24 protein-coding genes are annotated in these 20397 nt (G+C 57.1%); 14 read left to right on the top strand and 10 right to left on the bottom strand.

Annotated features, from left to right (window positions below):
* Window positions 1–62: 62 nt before the first annotated feature.
* From WA922_RS08800 to WA922_RS08785, 4 genes are all read right to left on the bottom strand, one after another.
* Entirely contained in the window at window positions 63–494 is a 432-nt protein-coding gene (locus tag WA922_RS08800; protein ID WP_424771324.1) for a hypothetical protein, read from the bottom strand.
* Between the two features lie 331 nt (window positions 495–825).
* Window positions 826–2250, bottom strand: a complete 1425-nt coding sequence (gene tldD / locus WA922_RS08795; protein WP_424771323.1) for a metalloprotease TldD — start codon at window positions 2248–2250, stop codon at window positions 826–828.
* Between the two features lie 125 nt (window positions 2251–2375).
* A complete protein-coding gene (locus WA922_RS08790) occupies window positions 2376–2636 on the bottom strand; it encodes a zinc-finger domain-containing protein (RefSeq protein WP_424771436.1) in 261 nt (86 codons plus the stop codon).
* 102 nt (window positions 2637–2738) lie between these two features.
* Window positions 2739–2960, bottom strand: a complete 222-nt coding sequence (locus WA922_RS08785) for a hypothetical protein (RefSeq protein ID WP_424771322.1) — start codon at window positions 2958–2960, stop codon at window positions 2739–2741.
* A 99-nt stretch (window positions 2961–3059) separates the two neighbouring features.
* On the opposite strand from WA922_RS08785, the gene WA922_RS08780 reads away from it, so the two are divergent.
* Genes WA922_RS08780 through nadB form a run of 3 tightly spaced genes read left to right on the top strand, consistent with a single transcriptional unit; the run spans window position 3060 to window position 5935 of the window.
* A complete protein-coding gene (locus WA922_RS08780; RefSeq protein WP_424771321.1) occupies window positions 3060–4004 on the top strand; it encodes an ABC transporter ATP-binding protein in 945 nt (314 codons plus the stop codon).
* Window positions 4004–4303: a putative quinol monooxygenase gene (locus tag WA922_RS08775; protein ID WP_424771320.1), complete on the top strand. Its 300-nt coding sequence runs from the start codon at window positions 4004–4006 to the stop codon at window positions 4301–4303. Before WA922_RS08780 ends, WA922_RS08775 begins: the two co-directional genes overlap by 1 nt.
* Before the next feature lie 48 nt (window positions 4304–4351).
* A complete protein-coding gene (gene nadB / locus WA922_RS08770; protein ID WP_424771319.1) occupies window positions 4352–5935 on the top strand; it encodes an L-aspartate oxidase in 1584 nt (527 codons plus the stop codon).
* Here the strand turns inward: nadB and WA922_RS08765 are convergent.
* A complete protein-coding gene (locus WA922_RS08765; protein WP_424771318.1) occupies window positions 5932–6645 on the bottom strand; it encodes a hypothetical protein in 714 nt (237 codons plus the stop codon). The genes nadB and WA922_RS08765 overlap by 4 nt on opposite strands.
* A gap of 197 nt (window positions 6646–6842) precedes the next feature.
* Window positions 6843–7022, bottom strand: a complete 180-nt coding sequence (locus tag WA922_RS08760; RefSeq protein WP_424771435.1) for a hypothetical protein — start codon at window positions 7020–7022, stop codon at window positions 6843–6845.
* A gap of 147 nt (window positions 7023–7169) precedes the next feature.
* On the opposite strand from WA922_RS08760, the gene WA922_RS08755 reads away from it, so the two are divergent.
* From WA922_RS08755 to WA922_RS08715, 9 genes are all read left to right on the top strand, one after another.
* A complete protein-coding gene (locus WA922_RS08755) occupies window positions 7170–8069 on the top strand; it encodes an alpha/beta fold hydrolase (RefSeq protein ID WP_424771317.1) in 900 nt (299 codons plus the stop codon).
* Window positions 8070–8729: 660 nt separating this feature from the next.
* Entirely contained in the window at window positions 8730–10670 is a 1941-nt protein-coding gene (locus tag WA922_RS08750; protein WP_424771434.1) for a ribonucleoside-diphosphate reductase subunit alpha, read from the top strand.
* Window positions 10671–10718: 48 nt separating this feature from the next.
* Complete coding sequence (locus tag WA922_RS08745; RefSeq protein WP_424771316.1) at window positions 10719–10901, top strand: hypothetical protein; 183 nt, start codon at window positions 10719–10721, stop codon at window positions 10899–10901.
* Window positions 10888–11208: a hypothetical protein gene (locus WA922_RS08740; RefSeq protein ID WP_424771315.1), complete on the top strand. Its 321-nt coding sequence runs from the start codon at window positions 10888–10890 to the stop codon at window positions 11206–11208. The genes WA922_RS08745 and WA922_RS08740 overlap by 14 nt, the downstream gene beginning before the upstream one ends.
* A gap of 25 nt (window positions 11209–11233) precedes the next feature.
* Window positions 11234–11407 (top strand): hypothetical protein, encoded by a 174-nt coding sequence (locus WA922_RS08735; protein WP_424771314.1) that lies wholly within the window; start codon window positions 11234–11236, stop codon window positions 11405–11407.
* Between the two features lie 125 nt (window positions 11408–11532).
* Entirely contained in the window at window positions 11533–11904 is a 372-nt protein-coding gene (locus WA922_RS08730) for a DUF4440 domain-containing protein (protein WP_424771313.1), read from the top strand.
* A 112-nt stretch (window positions 11905–12016) separates the two neighbouring features.
* Entirely contained in the window at window positions 12017–13375 is a 1359-nt protein-coding gene (locus tag WA922_RS08725; RefSeq protein ID WP_424771312.1) for a GntP family permease, read from the top strand.
* A gap of 243 nt (window positions 13376–13618) precedes the next feature.
* A complete protein-coding gene (locus WA922_RS08720; RefSeq protein ID WP_424771311.1) occupies window positions 13619–14686 on the top strand; it encodes a ribonucleotide-diphosphate reductase subunit beta in 1068 nt (355 codons plus the stop codon).
* A 5-nt stretch (window positions 14687–14691) separates the two neighbouring features.
* Entirely contained in the window at window positions 14692–15957 is a 1266-nt protein-coding gene (locus tag WA922_RS08715) for a hypothetical protein (RefSeq protein WP_424771310.1), read from the top strand.
* A 367-nt stretch (window positions 15958–16324) separates the two neighbouring features.
* Here WA922_RS08715 and WA922_RS08710 read toward each other — a convergent pair whose 3' ends face one another.
* The 4 genes from WA922_RS08710 to WA922_RS08695 form a co-directional block, all read right to left on the bottom strand.
* A complete protein-coding gene (locus WA922_RS08710) occupies window positions 16325–16768 on the bottom strand; it encodes an endonuclease domain-containing protein (RefSeq protein WP_424771309.1) in 444 nt (147 codons plus the stop codon).
* Window positions 16769–17009: 241 nt separating this feature from the next.
* Window positions 17010–17675 (bottom strand): hypothetical protein, encoded by a 666-nt coding sequence (locus WA922_RS08705; RefSeq protein ID WP_424771308.1) that lies wholly within the window; start codon window positions 17673–17675, stop codon window positions 17010–17012.
* Window positions 17676–17821: 146 nt separating this feature from the next.
* Window positions 17822–18349: a thermonuclease family protein gene (locus WA922_RS08700; protein WP_424771307.1), complete on the bottom strand. Its 528-nt coding sequence runs from the start codon at window positions 18347–18349 to the stop codon at window positions 17822–17824.
* A gap of 51 nt (window positions 18350–18400) precedes the next feature.
* Window positions 18401–18820 (bottom strand): thermonuclease family protein, encoded by a 420-nt coding sequence (locus WA922_RS08695; RefSeq protein ID WP_424771306.1) that lies wholly within the window; start codon window positions 18818–18820, stop codon window positions 18401–18403.
* A gap of 305 nt (window positions 18821–19125) precedes the next feature.
* On the opposite strand from WA922_RS08695, the gene argB reads away from it, so the two are divergent.
* Together argB and WA922_RS08685 are read left to right on the top strand one after the other, a co-directional pair.
* Window positions 19126–20037, top strand: a complete 912-nt coding sequence (gene argB, locus WA922_RS08690; RefSeq protein WP_424771305.1) for an acetylglutamate kinase — start codon at window positions 19126–19128, stop codon at window positions 20035–20037.
* Between the two features lie 83 nt (window positions 20038–20120).
* A complete protein-coding gene (locus tag WA922_RS08685; protein WP_424771304.1) occupies window positions 20121–20396 on the top strand; it encodes a YggT family protein in 276 nt (91 codons plus the stop codon).
* Window position 20397: the final 1 nt, after the last annotated feature.

Genomic DNA, 20397 nt, shown 5'->3' with positions numbered 1-20397 from the left:
GGTAACGGGCGCGCGGGGGGGCGAACCATCCGCGCCTTCGTCATGATTGGCCGGCGCCGGGATCAGCTCGCTTGTTCGGCGGGCCGATAGGCGATGAACTCACCAAGGAAAATATTTCCCGTATAAAATCCGGAGAACCGGTCCACCGTGGTCACAATGTCACTGCGGCACAGGCGGCTGCTGAACAGGCGGGTGACCAGCGCATCATCATCGTCCAGCGAACGGGGGTTTTGCGGCACGTTTACGTACAGCGTCCGGCCCTGCCGATATACCAGCGCAGTCCCGTCAATCACGGTCAAATTGGCTGCCGGGCGAAGCGGGATACAGCTTGATGCTTTCACGGCAACCCGGCCTTCCAGCATCTTTGCAAGCTTGATCTCACCCTCCGTCTGCATGCCCTGGCCGGCCGCGCCATCGGTATCCTGGCCGATTGCGGGCGCTGCCATCAGCGCAGCCGCAGCCAGCGGGATGGTCCATAAAGCGTGTTTTTTCATCGGATAGTCTCCTCTACATTGGCTCTCAGCCCAAGTCTGTGCTCTGTGCCGGTTTTTCTGACGGTACTTGTTCTCACCATATAGAGAACCAACGCCCTCAACCCCGCAAAAGGTCCCGCGCCGCGGCGCTTGGTACGGTTTGCCCGCTTTGCCTCAGGGCAAGATATCGCGATTGGCTTGCTGTCCGGTGCACGGGCATCAGCAACGAGACGCGGCCCAGCCGCGCAAACCGGAGGCAATTGTGGCGGAGCCAGTAGCATGGCATGCACAATGACACCGGATCCTGAACGGCGGATGAGCGCCGGTGAGAACGAGTGTCGTGACACGGGACCTATGCCGTGCCGCCAACGGTCAATCCGCCGATCAGCAGGGTCGGCTGCCCGACACCTGCCGGCACGCTCTGCCCGCCTTTGCCGCACACGCCGATGCCTTCATCCAGCGCCATATCATTGCCGATCGCTTCCACTTTGGTCAGCACGCTGGGCCCGTCGCCAATCAGGGTCGCGCCCTTGATCGGGGCACCCAATGTGCCGTTTTCCACCAGATAGGCTTCGGTGCAGGAAAACGTGAAACGGCCCGACACGATATCAACCTGTCCGCCGCCGAAGCTCTTGGCGAAAATGCCGCTTTTCATGCCTGCCAGCATCTCTGCCGGATCACCATTGCCGCTGCGCATGAATGTATTGGTCATGCGCGGCATGGGCGCATGCTGGAAGGATTCGCGGCGGCCATTGCCAGTGGGTTTGACGCCCATCAAACGCGCATTCAGCCGGTCCTGCATGTAGCCTTTCAATATGCCGTCCTCGATCAGTACGGTTTCTTCCGTTGGTGTGCCTTCATCATCGATGCTGAGCGATCCGCGCCGGTTTTCCAGCGTGCCATCATCGACCACTGTCACGCCGGGTGCGGCCACCCGCTTGCCGATCCTGCCGGAAAATGCGCTGGTGCCTTTTCGGTTGAAATCACCTTCCAGCCCGTGGCCGACCGCTTCATGCAGAATGATCCCGGGCCAACCGGAGGCGAGCAGCACAGGCATTTCTCCGGCCGGGGCATCCACGCTGTCCAGATTGACTATTGCCTGGCGCACGGCCTCGTCAACGGCGTGGTTCCATTCGCCACCCTCGAACAATCTGTCATACAGATAACGCCCGCCAAACCCGTAGGAACCCCGTTCGCGGCGGCCACCCGCTTCGGCCACGATACCGACATTCAGCCGCACCAAAGGCCGTATATCGGTCGCACGGAAACCGTCTGCGCGGACAATCTCGATCACGCTCCAACTGGCAGATAGCGACGCGGTGACTTGTGCAACCTTGGAATCGCGCGCGCGGGCAGCAGTGTCGATGGCTTCGAGCAATGCGACTTTCTTTGCGAACGGCACCGCATCAAGCGGGTTGGCATCGGTGTAGAGCCGATGGTTGCCGCGCATCGGCGGCGCGGCCATTGGCTGCTGGGCAGGATCGAGCAATTGCAGCGTTTCACCCGCGCGGCGGATCGCGGCGGCGCTGATATCATTGGCATGGGCAAAGCCGGTCATCGCGCCCGATACGCCGCGCAGACCAAATCCGCCGCCGAGCGAATAATCGGCGGTTTTGAGCCGGCCATCATCAAAAGTGAACGCTTCTGCCGCAGAGTATTGAAGGTACAGCTCGCCATCATCGCATCGGGACAATGTCTGCGCCGTCAGCGCATGCGCCTCGTCCGGGGTCAAACCGGTATCGCTGTACAGGAAAGAGCGGGGGTCTGGTGTCGTCATGGCGGCGGTATAGCCATATATCGCCCAAGTGTCAGCCACTCCTTGCTGCGCGCAGTGTAGGCACAGCGCATCGATTATCCGCCCCGCTTTGCCGGGATGACGCAACGCCAGCCGCGCTTTGCGGTCTAACGATGGCCCGGATCGCTACCTTCGGAAATATCGTGCAGTTCTGCCTGCTCTGCACCGTCCGCTGGTCCGCCAATCAGGACAAAGCGCCGATCGCAATATCCGCAATCCACGTAACCATGTTCATCTATTTCGAGATAAACCTTTGGATGGCCGAGCGCGGCCGGGCGATAATTCGCGCCCCCGCGAATAGCAGTCGCTCCATCGCAGCTGACGCGGCGGGTTTGGGTTCTGACCAGTTCTGGCGGTGCGGTGTTCATAGGGGCGGTGTTCATAGGGGCGGTGTTCATAGGGACAGCCGATAATTGGCATTGGCCCGCGGCGCAAGCACCGGCTTGGCGTGAAGGGGGAATTCTAACGGTCTAGAAAAACTCCGGCGCTATCACGCCAATCGCCAACAATGCGGTGTCGTGCGGCATCGCATTGGGCCTGATCACCCTAGGGCATGCGCGATCATTGCCGCTGCCCTGCGCGCTGCCCCGCCCGCTTTCCCGCCTGTTGCCCTGCGTGCCGCGCGGCAGGACGGGCAATTTGCCGAACGGCTGTGTAAACTGTACGGCCAGTGTGTGGATCAATCGGGTCATGCGTTCGCGCCTAACGGATAGTCGCTAAAGTATGGTTAATGCGCCGCTAACCACGATCGGGTCTTTACGGATGCGGCCCGTCCGCCTTAGGGGCTGTGCATGAGCAAGCCCCCTGCAATCGAGATCCGCGATGTCGTGAAACGCTATGCCGGTGTCAAAGGTGAGGACGGCAAGCTTGCCTTGAAAGGGGTGAGTTTCGATGTGCCCGAAGGCGGCATATTCGGGTTGCTTGGCCCCAATGGTGCGGGCAAATCGACGCTGATCAATGTTCTGGCGGGCCTCGTCACCAAAACCAGCGGCAGCGCGCAGATCTGGGGTTTTGATATTGACGAGCAGCGCCGCAATGCGAAGCGCGCGATCGGTATCGTGCCGCAGGAAATCGTTTTCGATCCGTTTTTCACGCCCTATGAAGTGCTGGAAAATCAGGCTGGCTTTTACGGCATAGCCAAAAGCCTGCGCCGGTCGGAAAAATTGCTGGAAGCTGTGCATCTGGCGGATAAGCGTGATGCCTATGCCCGGACATTATCGGGCGGGATGAAACGGCGGCTGCTGATTGCGAAAGCGATGGTGCATTCGCCGCCAATTCTGGTGCTGGACGAGCCGACAGCGGGCGTGGATGTGGAGCTGCGCCGTCTGCTGTGGGAATTGGTGCAGCAACTTAACGCAGACGGCGTGACTGTGGTGCTGACCACGCATTACCTCGAAGAAGCCGAGCAATTGTGTGACCGGATTGCGATTATCAATCACGGCGAGCTGATCGCCAACAAACCGACCCGCGAAATGGTCGATATGGCGCGCGAGAAAATCGTTGCGGTAACAGTCGGCAGCGATCTGGCGGCGGCGCCTGCGCATGACGCCTTCGTGAAATCCGAACTATCGGGGACACGCGGCGTGGAAGTCACCTATGACAAGGACAAGCTGACCGCCGGGCAAGTGCTGGCGATCTTGCAGGAACAGGGCCTAGTGGTGGAAGACGTAACCACGCGCGAGGCGGACCTCGAAGATGTATTTGTCAGCCTGACCAGTACGGCGGAGAACGCATAATGCTACTCGTTATCGGCACCGTCCGTATGCCTGCGGAAAACCTCAATGAAGCGCGTTATGCGATGCAGGAAATGATTGAGGCGAGCCTGGAGGAAGAGGGCTGCATCCGCTACGCCTATGCCGAGGATGTGATCGAGCCGGGTCTGGTCCACATCACCGAAATCTGGCGTGATCGCGCTACACTGGAGGCCCATTTTGACAGCGAGCATCTGGCCGAATGGCGCGCCAATTGGGACCGTTTCGGCATTCATGACCGCGATTTGCAATTGTTCGAAAGCGACAGCGCCGAACGGATTTAGAAAGCTGCTGCTTGCCCCAATAGCGGCACGCGCGCATGAGGGCTTTCCATGACTATTCATTATGACGTTCTGATTATCGGCTCGGGTGCTGCCGGGCTTACCGCCGCGCTGGCCCTGGCGGAGCATAAGAAAGTGCTCGTTCTGGCCAAGGGCGGGCTGGATGGCGGATCAACCGCTTGGGCGCAGGGCGGGATCGCTGCGGTGCTCGATGCGGGCGATACGTTTGAACATCATATCCATGACACGATGCGCGCGGGCGCGGGGCTGAACCGGCAGGAAACGGTCGAGTTCGTGATCGAGCGCGCCCCGCGCAGCATCGCGCGGCTGGTCGAACTGGGCGTGCCTTTCAACCAGGATTCGGGTGATCTGCATCTGACCCGCGAAGGGGGCCATTCGCACCGGCGGATCGTGCATGTCGATGACGCGACCGGATGGGCGGTGCAGGAGGCGCTGCTCAATGCCGCCAATGCCAATCCCAATATCACCATGCTGGCGGGCCGCGCCTGTGTCGATCTGATTACCGGCCGCAACGGGCAGGATTATTCGGGATCGGGCCGCGTCTGGGGTGCTTATGCGCTGAACCAGGCCACTGGCGAGGTCGAAGCCTACACCGCGCGCGCCACCATTCTGGCGGCGGGCGGCGCAGGCCGCGTCTATCAATTCAGCACCGCGCCGCGCGGCGCGACGGGTGATGGTATCGCGATGGCATGGCGCGCCGGCGCGCGGGTATCCAACATGGAAATGATGCAGTTTCACCCGACCTGCCTGTATAATCTGGAGGTCAAGAACTTCTTGATCACCGAGGCGGTTCGCGGCGAAGGCGGGCATTTGCTTCACCCTGAAAGCGGCCACCGTTTCATGGCCGATTACGATCCTGAGCGGATGGAGCTGGCCCCGCGTGATGTGGTGGCGCGCGCGATCGATGACCAGATCAAACGCTATGGCCTCGATTATGTCCATCTCGATATCAGCCACAAATCGCCCGACTTTGTGAAGGGCCATTTCCCGACCATTTATGACAAGCTGATCGGGCTGGGCATTGATATGACAACTGGGCCGATACCGGTTGTTCCGGCGCAGCATTATACTTGCGGCGGGGTGCTGGTCGGGCTGGATGCGCGGACCGATCTGCCCGGCCTGTGGGCGGCGGGAGAAGTGACCGAAAGCGGCCTGCACGGGGCCAACCGGCTTGCATCAAATTCGCTGCTCGAATGCTTCGTGTTTGGCGAAGCGGCAGCGCGCGATATTCTGGGCCGGTGGGATGAATTGCTGGAACCGCCCGCGATCAGGGAATGGGATGAAAGCCGCGTCACCGATTCGGACGAAGAAGTGGTCGTCAAACAGAACTGGACCGAAATCCGCCGTTTCATGTGGAATTATGTCGGCATTGTCCGCACCACCAAACGGCTGGAACGCGCGCGCAACCGGATCGATATGATGAACAAGGAAGTCGCCGATTATTACGGATCCTTCCGTGTAACGACCGATCTGATTGAACTGCGCAACCTGCTCCAATCCGCCGAACTGATCGTGAAAAGCGCACTCGAACGCCGCGAAAGCCGGGGGCTGCATTACACGCTCGATTATCCCGAAACGGCGGAGGCCGCGCGCGATACGGTGTTGGTGCCTTAATTTACAGAATCTGGCGCTTTGAGTGTTGTTCCATCGCCAAAAACAATCTGGTCAGGCACAAATCTAAACTTCTTATTTTTATCTAGCTGCATAACCTTTTTATGTTCATCCATGAACTTGTTTATCTCCATTCCTAGCTCGACAGTCTTACTTTCACCAGGTGATATATCGTCCTCTGATTGCATTGGAACACGCACATACTCATCTCCGAAGGTGTCGATGAAAACTGCTTCACCTTTTACCGCCTTGATAGGCTTGGTACTGATATTTTTGATTGCAAAAGTTAGGCGTTGAAAGTCTTCGTAACGGCCCGATCTAAAGTCGCTCGGTACAAACTCAGCATCGACAAAGGCTATCGTAACTGCCTTTGAAATTTTTGTGGCGACTGCTTTTCTTTTTGCCTCAACCTCTACTCTAAGTTCTTCAGTTCTTTTCTCCTCGTCAGATAAATTTTTCGCAAACTGCCTCTGAGCATCTAGCGCCTCACCTACAGTCGTAACGCCATCATTGAGTTCGTTACCACCAAATGCTTTTGCCATCTCACGGCGCATTAGATAGCCAATAAGAAGTTTCTTATCGCCCTCAGATAGACCGTCTGCGATAACCTTAAGCTCTGGGTCGTCTGAACTTGTAGGTAGGGGTGTATTATTAACTGGACTGCAGCTTGCTAAAATCAAAGCTAGCGAAGAGATAAAAATAAAATTTTTCACAGTAACACCCTACTCATTTACAGTTCACGTCATGCTAACAAACCAGTACAGAAAATCAATTATCGCCGAGCTGAAAATCACAATTATCTAACTTGCAATTACACTTATCTCATCATTCGGACGATTTAGCACCTCCTCCAATCGCCTCGTTTCGCGGATAATGCGGTTCGCTTGCAGGCTCGGCCAAAGGGTCAGCTCTAGTCAGAGCGGAGATAATCAGGAGCGGCGTGGGGGAGGCCCTGATGGCGTGCTTGCAGCGCATCGGCCGCGGCAAAGACGCGGATGGCGATCCACATAGATGCGGCGAACATAATCAGTTGTGCGGCCATCAGCAGCCAGCTGATCGATCCCAATTCTCCGCGAAACGGTTCTGCGATCTGGCAGGAATACGCTGGTTATGGACCGGATGTATACTCGCTGGTCATACAGTCTTTCCTCGCAAAAATCTTGCAAATCGGGCGCTCGCTCTTGTCGCGCGCGATATAATGCGGTCTTTAGGTTTCAAAATACTACGGAGAAGAGCCATGCCAGATATCACCGCCAACGGAATTTCCATCCATTATGACGAGCATGGCGACAAGAATGCGCCGCCCATGCTGCTGATTATGGGGTTTGGCGCGCAAATGACGTTGTGGCCGATGGAATTGGTCGAGGCGCTGGTGGCGCGCGGTTTCCGGGTGATCCGTTATGATAACCGCGATGTCGGCCTCAGCCATAAATTTGACGGGGTGAAAGCGCCGGGCCTCATCAAAATGACTTTGCTGAGCAAATTCGGGATCACTCCTAAAGTGCCCTACACGCTGGCCGATATGGCCGATGATGGTGCAGGATTGCTCGATGCTTTGGGGATTGAAAAGGCGCATATTGTCGGCGCCAGCATGGGCGGCATGATTGCGCAGCATTTTGCGGTCAAGCATGCGGATAAGACTTTGTCGCTGACCTCAGTATTCTCCACCACGGGCAATCCGAAGCTACCGGCGGCCAAGAAAGAAGCGATGAAAGTGCTGATCACACGCCCCGCCAGTATGGAGGAGGAAGTGCTGGTCGATCACGGCGTGAAACTGGCACGCACCATTGGCAGCCCCGGCTATCCGGCGGAAGAGGCCCGCTTGCGTGACCGCGTTAGGCAAAGCGTGCAGCGCAGTGTCTATCCAGAGGGGCCGACGCGGCACCTGTCTGCGATCGTGGCTGATGGAGATCGCCGCGCGATGATCGGGACTATCACGGCCCCCACTTTGGTACTGCACGGCGAGGATGATCCGCTGGTGCCGGTGGAGGGCGGCCGGGATACCGCCGCGCATATTCCGGGCGCGGCGATCAAAACCTATCCGGGCTGGGGGCATGACCTGCCGGCGGAGCTGGTCGATACTATTGCAGACGATATCGCAGCGCATGCAAAGGCGCCTGATTTCGCAAAGGTATAATCGGCAATAGGTTATGCGAAACCGGCACGATTTGAATGAAAATTGCGCGGTTCGATTCGATTGAATCAAAGCCCTGGAAACGACTTTTCCGGCGAAATATTTTTTCCCAGATTCATTTTGGTTCTTGCGCGCGCCAAGACCCTAGGAGTTCTGCCGCGTCGCTGTGTGTCAGCAGGGTAATACACTGAAATTTTTGCCCGCAGAAACCGGTTAATTATCATTTACCCTCTTGCGCCAGAGTCCTGCTTGATTCACTATCTAGTGGTATTGCTTTCGGGTGCACCTACTAGACCTTGTATTGACGCAGTTCGGGCCGGGCGGCTCGTACAGCTGTGATTCGGGCCGGTTGGGGGTGGGGACGTCGCCAGATACAGACGTTGCCAGATACAAACAGGGCTGGGGGTATTTGCGGGATAAGTAATTCCCCGTGACGTCTTCAACACTGCTAGGCGGGAAACCTCTCGCCGAATCGAACGGAACAGGAACGCGGGCCATTCTGGTCCGGCGTTTTCTAATCGCTAGGGTGAGTGACAACACATGGAATTACGAAGCGGGGACGATGCGGATATGGGTCGCGGTGAAACAACAGATACGGCAGTCCAGCACGATACAGCGTCTGCACCCGCACCCAGGAAACGCGCGGCAAAGGTAGCAGTGGCAATGGAAAATGATGATCTGGGCAGCGAACAGCTGATTGCCGCGAAAGCGGGCGAGGCATTGGCGGGCGCGCTTGCCAGCTCTGGGGGTGAGGCCAACTCTGATGATGACAGCAAGAAGGTTAATGACCGCCGCTTTACCATCGCCACCGATGAAAGCCGCGATGATCTGCTGACCGACTTCGGCAAAGAAACGCTGATCGACCGCTATTTGCTCCCCGGTGAAAATTTCCAGGATCTGTTTGCGCGTGTGGCGGATGCCTATGCCGATGATCAGGACCATGCCCAGCGCCTGTATGATTATATCAGCCGCCTGTGGTTCATGCCCGCAACGCCGGTATTATCCAACGGCGGCACGTCGCGCGGCCTACCGATTTCCTGCTATCTCAATTCGGTATCCGACAGTCTTGGCGGCATTGTCGATACGTGGAATGAAAACGTCTGGCTCGCGTCCAAGGGCGGCGGCATTGGCACCTATTGGGGCAATGTCCGCGGCATTGGGGAGCCGGTTGGCCTGAACGGCAAAACCAGCGGCATCATTCCGTTCGTACGGGTGATGGACAGCCTGACACTGGCGATTTCGCAAGGATCGCTGCGGCGCGGATCAGCGGCCTGTTATCTTGATGTATCGCATCCCGAAATTGAGGAATTCCTCGAAATTCGTAAAGCATCGGGCGATTTCAACCGCAAGGCGCTCAATCTGCATCACGGCGTCTTGCTGACCGATAAATTCATGGAAGCGGTTCGTAATGGCGAGAAGTTCGAGCTGCTCTCGCCCAAAACCGGCGAAGTGCGCGGCGAGGTCGATGCGCGCAGCCTGTTCCAGAAACTGGTTGAGACCCGTCTGGCCACGGGCGAGCCGTACATCGTGTTCAATGATACCGTGAACCGGATGATGCCCAAACATCACCGCGAACTGGGCCTCAAAGTATCGACATCGAATCTGTGCAGCGAAATTACGCTGCCAACCGGTATCGACCACCTTGGTAATGACCGGACGGCGGTATGCTGCCTGTCTTCGCTAAACCTTGAAAAATGGGATGAGTGGCACGAGGACAAGACCTTCATCGAGGACGTGATGCGGATGCTCGATAATGTCCTGCAGGACTATATTGACCGCGCGCCGCCGGAAATGGCCCGCGCCAAATATTCCGCGATGCGCGAACGCTCTGTCGGGCTCGGCGTGATGGGGTTCCACTCCTTCCTCCAATCCAAGAATATCACTCTGGAAGGATCGATGGCGAAAGTCTGGAACCTGAAAATGTTCAAGCATATTTCGGGCAAGGCGGAAGAGGCCAGCATGGTGCTGGCGCATGAGCGCGGCCCGTGCCCCGATGCGGAAGAGATGGGCGCGATGGAGCGGTTCAGCTGCAAAATGGCGATTGCCCCGACGGCGTCGATTTCGATCATCTGCGGCGGCACCTCCGCCTGTATCGAACCGATTCCGGCGAATATCTACACGCATAAAACCCTGTCGGGCAGCTTTATCGTGAAGAACCCGTATCTGGAAAAATTGCTGCGTAACAAGAGCAAGGATTCAACCAATGTGTGGAATTCGATTCTTGAAAATGGCGGCAGTGTCGCGCATCTCGATTTCCTCAATGAGGAAGAGAAAGCGACGTTCAAAACCAGCTTCGAGGTCGATCAGCGATACCTGCTCGAATATGCCGCCGACCGCGCGCCCTTCATCGATCAGGCGCAGAGCCTCAATCTGTTTATTCCGGCCGATGTCGATAAATGGGACCTGATGATGCTGCACTTCCGCGCATGGGAACAGGGCATCAAATCGCTCTATTATCTGCGTTCCAAATCAATCCAGCGCGCCGGTTTCGCCGGTGCCAGTGCGGGCGGCGTGGAAGCGGATAACACCGCTGAAGCGGCCAAATTCGAACTCGCCGGTGCGGGCGAACAAACCGATTATGAGGAATGTCTGAGCTGCCAGTGATGGCGGCCGATGCATGACATCACGATCAGAAGGCAGAGCGAGAGTGCGATGATAAATCTATTGAGCGGTCTGTTCCTGCTGCTGGCGATTACTTTCGCCTCGATTGCCGTGGCGTTTGTGAAAATGCCGCAACTGGTTGATCCTAAACTGGGCCGCGTGACAGCCATCCTGTTCGTGGTCGCTGCCGTGCTGTTTGTGCTGATCGGTATAGTCGGTTTTGGCGGAGCGTAAAACTGCACCTGCCCCTGCGCGCCGCTATGGCGACAGGGCGGCGGCATTGCTGTTATTGCTGACGCTCTCCGCGTGCGCCTCGCAGATTGATGCGGGAGTAGCGGGGGATGCGGGCACGCCCGGTTTTCTGTGGGGCATGTGGCACGGTTTTATCTTCCCGTGGTCGTTCATCGGATCGCTGTTCAGCCCCGATATCGCGGTTTATGCCGTTCCCAACACAGGCGGCTGGTATGATTTCGGGTTCTTCCTGGGCATTACCGTGCTGGGCGGCGGATCGTTCTTCGGTTCGAAAAAGAGCCGCGCATGATTGAACCGGGAAATAGGGGCCCGACATGATCTCGCAGATTGTCTTTAATGCCGCCAGCATCGTATTTTTGCTGGTTCTCGCCTATATCTTGTGGAGCGGTGTGGGCAAGAAACGTCCGCAGCTCGGCCGCGGCTTTGGCGCATTATGCGGCGCGATTGCGTTATTTCTGGTCTGGCAAACGGTCCAGTTGCTAAGATAGGGGCCCGGCCCTGGACCGCGCCTGCCGCAGTGCAAAATTCCGGATAATCTGAACCATACCGTGATTGCTGCGTTGATAGGAAAAGCGCGCATGATCCTGCGCGGCCAATCTTACAGGAGTGATCCATGAATGACGACCGTATTTGGGAATTTGAAACTGAATTATGGACCGGTTCAGCCGATGCCTATGACCGCAAAGTCGCCGATGACTGCGTGATGGCACTACCGGCAGATCCGTGGCTGCTTAGCGGGGCTGCCGCGCGCCAGGCGGTCAAGGATACACCCCGGTGGGACAGTGTGGAATTTTCAGACACACATATCGCCAAACCCGAACACGGCCTGATCGTGATCGCCTACCGCGCGCAGGCATCGCGCGGCAGCGAAAACTATGATGCGTTATGCACGAGCACTTTGCAGCGCGTGGGCGAAGAAGACTGGCAAGTCGTCCAGCACCAGCAGACCCCGCTTGATGTCAAAATTGCCAAACCGGACGGGTAAGTCCGCCCGGACCCGCATGCGCGCCAGCGTGTGTGTGCCCGATTGCAGCCATATCGCCTTTGTCCCGAAGGTGCGCTAAGCATCCCCTCCACAGACGTTGGGGGAAGGCATTATGGCTGGAATGGCGGGATTGCTGGCGGGGTTGGCGCTGCTGATCTGGCTGGCGCTGCGAGATGTGAATATCATTTTTGCATCGGTGCTGTGTTCGTTGGTTGTGATCGCTTCCAATGCTCTGCCACTTGCCGACAGCATGACAAATTCCTACGCATTCGGCGATCTGGGTGCCTTTACCTTTGCCGGGCGGTTTTTCCTGCTGTTTGCAGCGGGCGCCATATTCGGGCGGTTGATGGGCGAAAGCCATGCCGCCACCAGCATTTCAATGGCGCTGGTCCGCGCATTGGGCGCGCACCGGGCACTGTGGATTACGGTGCTGTCCTGCGCGCTGCTTACATATGGCGGCGTGGTGGTGTTTGTGGTGATTTTCGCGATGTATCCGCTGGGGCTCCGCTTGCTGAAAGAGGCGGATATTCCCAAACGGCTGTTCTGCGGCGCGGCGGCGCTGGGGGCGGGAACGTTCACGCTGACAGCACTGCCCGGTACGCCGTCCATCCATAATGTCATTCCAACACTCAAGCTGGGGACTGATCTTTTTGCAGCGCCGGGCCTTGGCCTGTTTGGCGGCGGGCTGATGTTTGCGCTGGGTATGGTCTATCTGGAGCGTGAACGGATCAGGGCGCGGGCGGCGGGCGAGGGGTTTGTGGCCGGTCCGCGCGATGTGATCCCCGATTTCGGCACCATCGCCAAGGACGTACCGCATCCCGCACTGGCCGTGATCCCGCTCATCCTGGTGATTGCAACCATCCTGCTGCCGCGATTGCTGACAATGGTGGGTGCCGGGCAGGATTTGGTCATTATCCAGTTTGCCGCCAGCCAGTCTGTCCTGTGGCCCTCCATCGCGCTGATCGGTGGCAGCCTGGCGGCCATTGCGCTGTTCCCCGCCGCGCGCCGCGTGCCGCTGAAATTAATGGGTGAGGGAACACAGGATGCCATCATCCCGCTCATGGCAACCTCTGCCGTGATCGGTTTTGGCGGCGTAGTGGCGCAGACATCGGGCTTTGCGCTGTTTACGCAGGCCATTGTCGGCGCGGATTTGCCGCCGCTGCTGTCGGTGTTTGCCGCCGCTAGCACGGTGTCTGGCATTACCGGATCCTCTTCGGGCGGGTTGCAGATATTCATGGCGACGCTGGCGGACCCCTATCTGGCGATGGGTATCGACCCGCAGGAGCTGCACCGGCTGGTCGCTATGGCGAGCGGCGGATTTGACAGTCTGCCCCATTGCGGCGCGGTGATTGTGCTGCTGCAGATCACCGGCCTCACGCACCGGCAGGCCTATCGGGATATCGGTATTATCACCGTGGCAGTTCCGGTGATCGCGACCTTGCTGACGGTCGGTCTGGCGATGGTGATATAGCGCCAGTGTTATAGCGGGGATGTTACTTGGAAGATCACATAGGTTTGCCGGACCAGCCAATATCGGGTGAAAAGTAATTCAGACATATTGGCTGTTGCCCGAATCCGCACAGCTCCTGATACAGGCGCGGCACGGGCATTATCTCTGGGTCACTTATCCACGTGCAATCTTTGCACTTGCTCTCGATTCCCAAATCTGATTCTGTACAAGGGATAGCTGATCAAGCCCCCACGGAGATACTACATGTCGTTGACCGAAGCCCGCAAGACCTACAAGCCATTTGAATATCCGTGGGCCTATGACTTCTGGAAACGCCAGCAGCAAATCCACTGGATGCCCGAAGAAGTGCCGCTGGGGGAGGATTGCCGCGACTGGGCGCAAAACCTGACCGATCATGAGCGTAACCTGCTCACGCAGATCTTCCGCTTCTTCACTCAGGCCGATATCGAGGTGCAGGATTGCTATCACGAAAAATATGGCCGCGTGTTCAAGCCGACCGAGATCAAGATGATGCTCGCCGCGTTTTCCAATATGGAAACCGTGCACATCGCGGCATACTCGCACTTGCTCGACACGATTGGCATGCCTGAAAGCGAATATGGCATGTTCCTCGAATATGAGGAAATGAAAGCCAAGCATGATTATCTGCAGGAATTCGGCGTCGATAGCGATGAAGATATCAGCCGCACGCTGGCAATGTTCGGCGGCTTTACCGAAGGGCTGCAATTGTTCGCCAGCTTCGCCATGCTGATGAACTTCCCGCGCTTCAACAAGATGAAAGGCATGGGCCAGATCGTCAGCTGGTCGGTGCGCGATGAAAGCCTCCACTGCGAAGGCATCATCCGCATGTTCCACGCCTTTAACGAAGAACGCGGCTGCCTGACCAAGGCGGTTAAGGAAGACATTATTGATTGCTGCCAGAAAGTCGTCCGCATGGAAGACGCCTTTATTGATCTGGCGTTTGAGGAAGGCCCGGTACCGGGCATGACCGCGAAAGAGATCAAGCGTTACGTGCGTTATATCGCCGATTGGCGCCTGGGCCAATTGGGCCTGCCGCAAGTCTATATGGTGGAAGACCACCCGCTGCCGTGGCTCGCCCCGCTGCTGAACGGTGTGGAACACGCCAACTTCTTCGAAACCCGCGCCACCGAATATTCCAAAGGCGCGACCAAAGGCAGCTGGCAAGATGTCTGGTCCAGCTTCGACAACCGCAACAAAGCCGGTGCCGGCGATGAGGCAAACGACGTTGTCGATGATGGCCCGGGGTTGTTTGGTGATGCTGGCAACGAAGGGGCTGTTGCGGCGGAGTGAGGTGAGTGGCACGCTACAAGCCACTTGAAGGGCATCCGCTAATTGAGATTCTTAATAGCCTTCTTAAATTCGAGGGGCGAAAGGAACTAGGTCAAGAGCACTTTGGTATCCAGCCACCTCATGTTTATGCTATTGATCGTATTTTCTCCGTAGCGCGAAGTACGCAATTATCGTTGTCAAAGCTCGGCGGAGAGCCAATCAACATCAGCGCGCTCAACGACCTTGAGAATGCATTTTCCAACGTTCAAAACGAACTGAACGCATTTATTTCTAATGGTAATGCGGCGCATATCGACAACGCGAGAACCCACATTGATCACACTGCTACACCTTCACTTCGAAACCTACTTCCAATAGGATTCGAAGTACATCCGCGAACAGAAGCTGCCCTAGAATCTTATAGAAAAAAAGCAAGAGATGCCAATTCTGAGCTAAAGAATAGGACGTCTGAACTAAACGATAAACTAGAAAAATTGCTTGAGACGATAGGTGCTGAGAGCGAAAAGCTAGTATCGTTTTCGGCAGAAATCCAAGAACGGAAAGCTGAGAATGACACAGCAATCTCCGACCTAAAGAAATCGGACATAGCTCGCGTCGAAAAACAGACAAATGATGCTCAAGCAACGCTTGCTGAAGTTGAGCGGCAGCTAGCGGACTTCGTTAAGAAGAAAGAGAAGTCGCTTCAGTCGGCTCTCCAAGGTTTTCGTAATAGCGGTAAAAGTTTAGTAGGAGACCTAGAGGCAAAAAAAGATGAAGCTTCCGGTATTGTCCAATCTGTTGGCGACCTGCTGACAACAGGGACTTATGCAGATCGAGCAAGCAAGGAGACTGGTAAGGCTGATTTTTTCAGGACAGTAACTGTTGGATTATTTGCCTTTGGTCTGCTGATCATAGTTTCAAACTATATGATTTATGCCTTTGGTATAGCCTTCAGCAAAGAGGTTGTTCTCGCTGAAAGTTGGCAGTCTCTAGTTGCCAGAGTAGCGACCGGGCTCGCCGTTACGCTCCCAGCTTTTTATACTGCAAGAGAGTCTGCACGGCATAGAACCAATGCGGATATCGCGAAACAGCGTGAACTTGAACTTACTACTTTGGGTCCCTTTATCGAATTGCTTCCGAATGATCAAAAATCAGCGATTAGGGACAGGTTGACAGATCGTTATTTTGGAGGGGAAATCGAACCTCACAACGTTAAAGCGCCTATTGATGTTGATGCTCTGATCAAAGCAATTACAGATGCCGCAAAAGTTTCAAAAGACGGAACGAACTAGTAAACATACTACCATGAGTGCAGCTAATATTTACGAATATTAGTGCTGATGTTTTGATGGTGGAGGCCCACCCCCGGCCCCTCCCGCAGGCGGGAGGGGAGAAGCCAGTAGATGTGCCCTCCCGCAGGCGGGAGGGGGAAAGGCAGAGAGATGTCCCCTTCGCCCAGTGGCAGAGAGGAAGCGGGGATATTCCGCTCTTTCTGACAGGACGGCGCGTTGGAGCGCTGCGTTGTGTCCGTATCCATAAATACCGCCATTCTTATCCCCCTACCGTTTACGGGAGGGGTTAGGGGTGGGCATTGGCTTGGTCCTAGTTTTCGCGTTGGCGCCTATCTTATATCTCGCGCTTTTGCCCACCCTGCTGCGACTAATCCGATGGCTCGGATAAGTCTCGCTTCCCTCCCGCAGGCGGGAGAGATTTTAGGCGCTCGACTTCTAGTTTGATCGCGGTGACAACGCCTTCGATATTATTACGCACATCATCATTGGTGAAATGCAGCACGGTATAGCCGTGATCTTGCAGCCAACGGTCACGCCGCACATCGCGCTGCGGATCAATATCATGCGAGTGGCCGTCCAGCTCAATCACCAGCTTCAATTTGCGACACAGGAAATCGGCGAAGAACGGACCGGCGGGCATTTGCCGGTTAAACCGCACACCCAAGCCCGACCGGCTCAAATACACCCACAGGGCACGCTCTGCAGGCGTAGCTTCACGGCGCAATTTTTGCGCGCGGTCCGTATTGCGGGGCGTCCATTTGGGCATGGTGATTATGTGCCAGCAGGATGCAGCGGCGGCAAGGAGTGGCATGGTGGTATCGTGGCGCTGTCCTACACGCAGTGGGCACGTTACGGCCCGCTCATGTTTAACCATCGAAACGCCTTAGCCCCCGCCTTAACTCTTGCCCCTATTCCCTGTCCGTCACTTTGGGCAGAAACCTTAAAATGCGTTCTATATCAGAGGTTTGGGAAGAAACGATCAGAGTGACGCGGTGTCACCTTTGTCACCCAAGCGTCACTCTAATCCTGCGGAAATTGCTGCAACGCGCGGATCAAAAGCCCCACGGCGGGGGCGGCGGATCGACGGGTTTGGTGAGGTTAAACTCGACGCGGAAAAAGCGCGGCTGCGGCGCGCCGCCTTCGACCGTGCGAGTAAGCTGATAGGCAAACTCAGCGCCTGCCGCATCGGCCGGATCAACCTCGATACGCCAGACATTGGTGACCGACACATCCAACCCCTCGCGTTTGAACATATCGATGCTGAATTGGTCCACGGGGAAATCCTGCGCCGTGGCAGTGCCTTTGGTCGCCGTATCGCCGCCATACATGGTCACTGCGTCAGGCTGCCCGTCCTGATGCCGGTGATCATGTTTCAGGCGGATGCCAGTATCGGGGCCAGTATCGGGGCCGCTATCCGTTCTGGTCAAAACCCACGTGCGCGACCGGTCCCATTCGCCGCCGGCCTGCTGGATATGGAACGGCACCGAAATCGCCGTATCGCTGCATTCGCGGACATGCATCACCATCGCGCTACCCGCCATATTGGCATCAGCGGCATCATTGCTGGCAAGGCGGCCCTCATACGCATTGCCGCAATGCGAGGAAAGCGCCGCCCAGAATGCGTCTTGGGGTTCGGTGCTTGCCGGCGGTGCGCCCGCTCTGATGCATGCGGTAAGGGCAAGGGCCGCGGTGCCGGTTAGCAGCAATGGACGGATCATAGCGGCGCGCAAACCCGCACTGTTTCAATATTGGGCAGCCCTGTGCACGGCTGCGATCTTACGGCGGACATCGTTCTTACCCTCCTCGAAACTGATGGGCGTTGTAACGCTATGGCTGGCGCGTGGGAAGAGCGGGCGCAGTACCGCTATTCGCACCAACCGCCGCGCACAGTCCCCCAGCCGGAGCCTTGCGCCAATCCGCGATCGATCATCACGTCCGCCAGGAATTCATCCCCGCGCCGCAACTCGCGCAGTTCGCGGCCATATTGGTCAAAGGCGGGATCATCGCCGCCACCGATCAGAAACGGGGCCACATTTAGCCAGTCCAGCACCGCATCGCGCGACCGGCGGGCCAGCGCGCTTTCCGCGGGGCACTGGCCGTCCATCTCTGGCGCGTTATAGCCGGTGATACGGATTTTGCGTCTGCCGATCATGATCGTGTCGCCATCTATCACGCATGCCACGGAAGACCGATCTGCGCATAGGGTGAAGCGGGTATCCGCCATCTGCCAGTCACCGCTGGTTTGGGAAAAATGCATGAATATTGCGCCAATCGCCAAAGCAATCAGCAGCGTCAGCAGCGCCCTGACCGTGCGCCAGCCAGAGCCGCCACGGCGCCGCGTTCTGCGCAGCGGTTTGGTGTGAAAGCGCGGCGGTTTGATCTTTCTAACCATTCTGCGCTGTCCCAGAAAAAGGCGCTGCGGGAAAGCTGCTGCTGCGGATGATCAACACCAGTTTCGGCGGTGACCATTCCATCGCTCGGCCAGCCCCTCGCGCACCAGTTCTGCGCCCAGCGACTGCCCGCCGCGCGTGATCACGCGCAGCTTGCGGCCATACCGATCTTCATCGCGGTCAACCGCCCGGAGATCGAACGGTCCCTGGTTAAGCAATTGTACCAGCCGCACTGTCGCCTGGTCGCCTAGAGCTTTCTCGGCGGGGCAATCAGGCTTGAATGTTTCGGGCGTGTTGATATCGGCGATGCGTATTTTGATCCGCTCCAGCCAGATCGTATCGCCGTCCACCACACATGTGATCCGTTCGCCATATCCGCAGGTGCTGAAGTTTGCGCGCACGGGGTCAGTCAGCAGGGGGTCAGCTAGCGGTGGTTCAGGCAGCCGGGGGTCAGCCATAGGTGGGTCAGCCATAGGCGCGGGGGGCTTTGCCGGCACGGCCAGAACCGCTGGCCCGCCGTCCCATAAAAACGCTGCCGAGAATGTTGCGAGACTTAGCGCACACACCGCCCATACAAAGCTGCTGAGACCGCTTGGTTTACGCCGGCGTGATCTGCGGAAAGGAATTACCCCGTTATTTGAGAAGGAGCGCGCCATGCTTCCCGATTTTACCGGGAAGCCCTCGCCAAAGAATTAAGGACGGCTACGTAGCGCGCTCACTTCCCCCCGCGCGATCGAGCCGCTAGACGGCGAGCACACACCCCGCAAAGGATTTCGCGATGAGCGCCGCCACTTCTGACCCGACTACGCTGACCAAAGCGGAAACGCTGATTGAGGCGCTGCCCTATTTTCAGCGGTATGCCGGGCGGACATTTGTGGTAAAATATGGCGGCCATGCAATGGGCGACCCCAAAGCGGCGCGCGAATTTGCCGAAGACATCGTGCTGCTGCGCGCGGTCGGGATCAATCCGGTGGTGGTACATGGCGGCGGCCCGCAGATTGGCGCGATGCTGACCAAACTTGGTGTCGAAAGCGAATTTATCGACGGTTTGCGCGTGACTGACAAGGCCACGGCGGAAGTCGCCGAAATGGTACTTTCAGGCAGTATCAACAAGGAGCTGGTCAGCTGGATTGCGCAGGCAGGCGGCAAAGCCATCGGCATTTCGGGCAAGGATGGCGGGCTGGTAACCGCCATCAAGGCGCAGCGCAGCACGCGCGACCCGGAAAGCAACATCGAACGGGTGATTGATCTGGGTTTTGTTGGCGAGCCAGCCAAAGTCGATACCACGATCATCGATACGGTGGTGGCATCGGGCATGATCCCGGTCATCGCGCCGATCGGTGCGGGCGCCAATGCGGAAACCTATAACATCAATGCCGATACTATGGCGGGCGCGATCGCAGCGGCACTGGGCGCAGCGCGGCTGTTCCTGCTGACCGATGTGGCGGGCGTGCTGGACAGGCAGGGCCAGCTATTGACTGATCTGTCGCCCGATGACGTTGCGACCCTGAAAGAAGACGGCACAATTACCGGCGGCATGATCCCGAAACTGGAAACCTGCGTCAATGCGGTGGAGGCTGGCTGCGATGCGGCGGTTGTGCTGGACGGGCGGGTGCCGCATGCGATGCTGCTAGAATTTTTCACATCGCGCGGTGCAGGTACATTGGTCAGCGCCAAATCCACTATATAGCGATATCTGTGTTACGGTGTTGATACACCCGCATCAGATCACATATACCAACGACATCCATTTCATCTGCGAAAGACCGATCCATGATTGCCTTTATCCAAATACTCGGAATGCTGATCAATGTGCTGGTGATGCTCGTCATTATCCAGTTCATCATCGGACTGTTATTCGCATTCAATGTGATCAATCAAGGCAACCAGTTTGTGGTGCAGATATATAATTCGATCAATTCGCTGCTCGAACCTGTGCTCAGCCCGATCCGGCGGATACTGCCGCAGACCGGTGCGCTCGACTTCTCGCCATTGGTGCTGATTTTGGGACTGAATGCGCTGATGATCATTTTGAACAATGCTGTCTGAT

The organism is Pontixanthobacter sp., assembly GCF_049682855.1.
Taxonomy (GTDB): domain Bacteria; phylum Pseudomonadota; class Alphaproteobacteria; order Sphingomonadales; family Sphingomonadaceae; genus Pontixanthobacter.
Note: the sequence above shows the minus strand (reverse complement) of the source record. Positions and strands in the feature narration are given on the sequence as shown.